At 70.5% G+C, this 3589-nt stretch carries 5 protein-coding genes and 1 pseudogene; 2 read left to right on the top strand and 4 right to left on the bottom strand.

The window, feature by feature from the left end; translation table 11 throughout:
* A partial coding sequence (locus JWP65_RS00760) for a cation:proton antiporter (protein WP_299759397.1) occupies positions 1–502 on the bottom strand: 502 nt, incomplete at its 3' end.
* Complete coding sequence (locus JWP65_RS00755; protein ID WP_299759395.1) at positions 502–1146, bottom strand: NAD(P)H-dependent oxidoreductase; 645 nt, start codon at positions 1144–1146, stop codon at positions 502–504. The genes JWP65_RS00760 and JWP65_RS00755, both read right to left, overlap by 1 nt.
* Before the next feature lie 59 nt (positions 1147–1205).
* On the opposite strand from JWP65_RS00755, the pseudogene JWP65_RS00750 reads away from it, so the two are divergent.
* Positions 1206–1822, top strand: a pseudogene (locus JWP65_RS00750) (ParA family protein).
* Positions 1823–1862: 40 nt separating this feature from the next.
* Positions 1863–2318, top strand: a complete 456-nt coding sequence (locus tag JWP65_RS00745) for a MaoC family dehydratase (RefSeq protein WP_299759393.1) — start codon at positions 1863–1865, stop codon at positions 2316–2318.
* Positions 2319–2485: 167 nt separating this feature from the next.
* Here the strand turns inward: JWP65_RS00745 and trmL are convergent, their stop codons facing one another.
* Complete coding sequence (gene trmL / locus JWP65_RS00740; protein ID WP_299759391.1) at positions 2486–2953, bottom strand: tRNA (uridine(34)/cytosine(34)/5-carboxymethylaminomethyluridine(34)-2'-O)-methyltransferase TrmL; 468 nt, start codon at positions 2951–2953, stop codon at positions 2486–2488.
* Between the two features lie 28 nt (positions 2954–2981).
* Positions 2982–3589, bottom strand: a 608-nt coding sequence (locus JWP65_RS00735) for a ComF family protein (protein ID WP_299759389.1), incomplete at its 5' end; no start/stop codon positions are given.

Here is a 3589-nt window from a genome sequence, read left to right as displayed (position 1 = left end):
GCAGGGCCAGAATCGGGATCGCCGCCACATCCTGGAACAACAGGATGGAAAAGCCGGATTGCCCGCTGCTGGTGGGCAGCAGGTTTCGCTCGCCCATCACCTGCAGCGCGATGGCGGTGGACGACAGCGCCAGGCCCAGGGCAGCCACCAGCGCGGTGCGCCACGGCGCCCCGGCCGCCAGGCCGACGGCGAACAGCAGCGCGGCGCATCCCAGCACCTGCGCACTGCCCCAGCCGAAGATCGGCCGCCGCAGGCTCCACAGGCGCCGCGGCTCCAGCTCCAGCCCGATCAGGAACAGCATCAGCACCACGCCGAACTCGGCGAAGTGCAGGATGTCCTGCACGTTGGGCACCAGGCCCAGACCCCAGGGCCCGATGGCGATGCCGGCGGCCAGGTAGCCCAGGATGGCGCCCAGGCCGAGTGCGCGCGACAGCGGCACGGCGATCACGGCCGCGGCAAGATAGATGAAGCTGTAGCTCAGCCAAGCCGGCGCGTGGTCCATCACCGACCCGCCTGATCGTGCACCGGGGGGCGGTCGGCGGCGGGGACGTCGCAGGCCGGGCAGGCCGGCAGGTCGTCCAGCTCGGGCCAGTCGGGGTAGCTCGCCAGCCGCTGCCCGAAGGTCTCGGCGTGGGCTTCGATCTGCGCGGGCGTGACGCGATGCGCGCCGTGCAAGAGCATGGGCGGCAGAAAGCGCATGCCGCACAAGGCGGCGGTCTGCTCGTACGGTGGCAGGAAGGCGTCGAAAAAGTAGCGGTTGTAGCCTTGCGGGTGGTAGGACGGCTCGCTGCCGCCGGTGGTCGCCACCAGCCACAGATCCTTGCCCTGCAGCGCGGTGCCGCCGGGGCCGTAGGCCCAGCCATGCGTCAGCACTTCGTCCAGCCACAGCTTCATCAGGGCCGGCATGGAGTACCACTGCACCGGATGCAGCAGCACCAGCAGCTGCGCCGGGCCGATGCGCGCCCGTTCGGCCGGCGCGTCGATGTCGTAGTCGGGGTAGCGGCCGTACAGGTCCAGCACCTCGACGCCGGGCGTGGCGCGTGCCCGCTCGAACAATTTGCGGTTGACGCGCGACTCGCGCCAGTTTGGGTGCGCGGCCAGCACGCAGATCGGCGCTGCAGCCGGAGTGTTGGCGAACTCATCCATCACGGCTACCATAGTGCAAGGCGGCTGCTCCGCGGGCCGCACCGACGAGGAGTCCGTGCATGCCGGTCGTTGTCGTTGCGAATCCGAAAGGTGGGGTGGGCTCATCCACGGTCGCCACCAATATAGCGGGCTATCACGCCATCCGCGCGCGCCATGTGATGCATCGGCGATGCCGACCGCCAGCAGTCGTCAAGCCTGTGGCTGAGTCTGCGGCCGCCGGCGGCGCGCACCATCGCAGCCGGGAGCTGGCCGACGGCCAGGTGGCGCGGCCGCCACGCGGCACCACCCACGTGGTGCTCGACATGCCCGCCGGTCTGCACGGCAAGCTGTTCCAGCAGGCGCTGCGCCATGCCGACAAAGTGCTGGTGCCGCTGCAGGCCAGCATGTTCGACATCTTCGCCACCCGGGCCTTCCTGGACCAGCTGGCGCAGCACGCCAGTCGCACCACATGCAGGTGGGGCATCGTCGGCACGCGGGTCGACGCCCCACCATCGCCGCCGACAAGCTGCAGGAGTTCGTCGCCAGCCTGGGCCTGCCGGTGCTGAGGTTGCTGTGGCCGACGCAGAACGACGTGCATCTCGCGGCCGGCGGGCTGACCTTGTTCGAGGTGGGGCCGAACAAGGTCGAGCGGAACCTGGCGCAGTGGCAGCCGATCACCACGCTGGTGGACGCCTGAGCGACTCCGGCGCCGGCCCGGCCCTTGCGACAATGGCCGGATGAAAGTCATCGAATCCCTCGCCGAGCTGCCGGCCCTGGTCGGCCACGAAGTCGCCGTCAGTGACTGGATCAGCATCACCCAGCAGCAGATCAACCTGTTCGCCCAGGCCACCGGAGACCATCAGTGGATCCACGTGGACGAAGAGCGGGCCAAGGCCGGGCCGTTCGGTGCGCCCATCGCCCACGGGTTTCTCACCTTGTCGCTGCTCCCCAGGCTGTTCGAGTCGGCGCTGGAGATCCGCAACACCCGCATGGGCGTCAACTACGGGCTGAACCGGGTTCGCTTCACCGCGCCGGTGCCGGTGGGCAGCCGCCTGCGCGCGGTGATCAAGCTGCTGGCCTGTGACCCGGTGGACAACGGCGGCATGCAGATGACCTGGGGCGTGACGGTGCAGCGCGAGGGCAGCGACAAGCCCGCCTGCGTGGCCGAATCGCTGACCCGCCGTTATCCCTGAGCCAAAAAAGACGCCCGCGTGAGCGGGCGTTGAATGAGGAGTCTGGGTTGCATTTGGCCGCCCTTCGCAGGGCTGCCCACTGACCACATGCGGGCGGTCGCGTTGGGTTTCAAACACAGCAGGTTGAAAGCAGATATTGCTGTGTGCCAACAGCGTGACACTGCGGCTCAGGCAGCCCCGCCGAAGCCCAGTTGGCGCCAGGCTTCGAACACCGTGACGGCCACCGCGTTCGACAGGTTCAGGCTGCGCTGGCCGGGGCGCATCGGCAGCCGCAAGCGCTGCTGTGCGCCAAAGCTGTCTCTGAGCAGTTCCGGCAGGCCGCGCGTTTCCGAGCCGAACACCAGCCAGTCGCCCGGCTCGAAGCGAACTTCGTGCACCGGGCGGCTGCCGTGCGTGGTCAGCGCGAACATCCGCTCGGCCGCTGGCGCCTGGGCCAGCAGCGCCTGCCAGCTGGCATGGCGGCGCACCTCGGCGTACTCGTGGTAATCCAGGCCGGCGCGGCGCAGCAGCCGGTCCTCCATCGAAAAACCCAGTGGCTCGACTAGGTGCAGCGTGCAGCCGGTGTTGGCCGCCAGGCGGATGACGTTGCCGGTGTTGGGCGGAATTTCCGGGTGGACCAGGACGATGTGGAACATGCCCGATTGTCCCGCGATCCGCCGCGGCTCAGCCCGGCTCATCGGTGCGTGCCAGCACCACGGCGCCCACGCGGACGGCGCCGGCTTGCCGCAGCGCCGCCGCGGCAGCTTGCAGCGAGGCGCCGCTGGTCATCACGTCGTCCACCAGCAATACCCGCCCGCCGCGCAGCTGCGGCTGGCGCAGCGGCTCGATCCCGAAGGCGCCGCGCATGTTGGCGCGCCGTCCGGCGCGGTCGAGCGTGGCCTGCGAGGCGGTTTCGCGCAGCCGCAGCAGCAGGCCGGCGTCGGCCCGCCGTCCGACCAGGGCGCGGGCCAGTTGCAGCGCCTGGTTGAAGCCGCGCTGGGCCAGTCGCGCCGGCGCCAGCGGCATCGGCAGCACGAAGTCGGCACCGGCGAGCTCGTCGGGGACCCCAGGAACGGCGCCGACGAGGCGGCCGAAGCTGGCGGCCCAGCCCGGTTCCGACTGGAACTTGAAGCGGGCGACCAGCCCGGACCACGGATAGGCGTACGGCACTGCGGCGTAGCAGGCGTCCAGCGGCGCCTCGTCGCGCAGGCAGGCGCCGCAGGCGACGAGGCCGCCGGGCACCGGCAGGGCGCAGCGCAGGCAGCGCGGGCCGGCGCCGGCAAAGCGCCCGA

Source organism: Ramlibacter sp. (assembly GCF_028292805.1).
Lineage (GTDB): Bacteria > Pseudomonadota > Gammaproteobacteria > Burkholderiales > Burkholderiaceae_C > Ramlibacter.
The sequence above is the reverse complement of the archived record's forward strand: the minus strand, read 5'-3'. Positions and strand labels throughout refer to the sequence as shown.

Bases quoted from the DNA above. Each gene is read 5' to 3' on its own strand.
- JWP65_RS00755 (WP_299759395.1), bottom strand. From the start codon at position 1,146: ATGGATGAGTTCGCCAACACTCCGGCTGCAGCGCCGATCTGCGTGCTG.
- trmL (WP_299759391.1), bottom strand. From the start codon at position 2,953: ATGTTCCACATCGTCCTGGTCCACCCGGAAATTCCGCCCAACACCGGC.
- JWP65_RS00745 (WP_299759393.1), top strand. From the start codon at position 1,863: ATGAAAGTCATCGAATCCCTCGCCGAGCTGCCGGCCCTGGTCGGCCAC.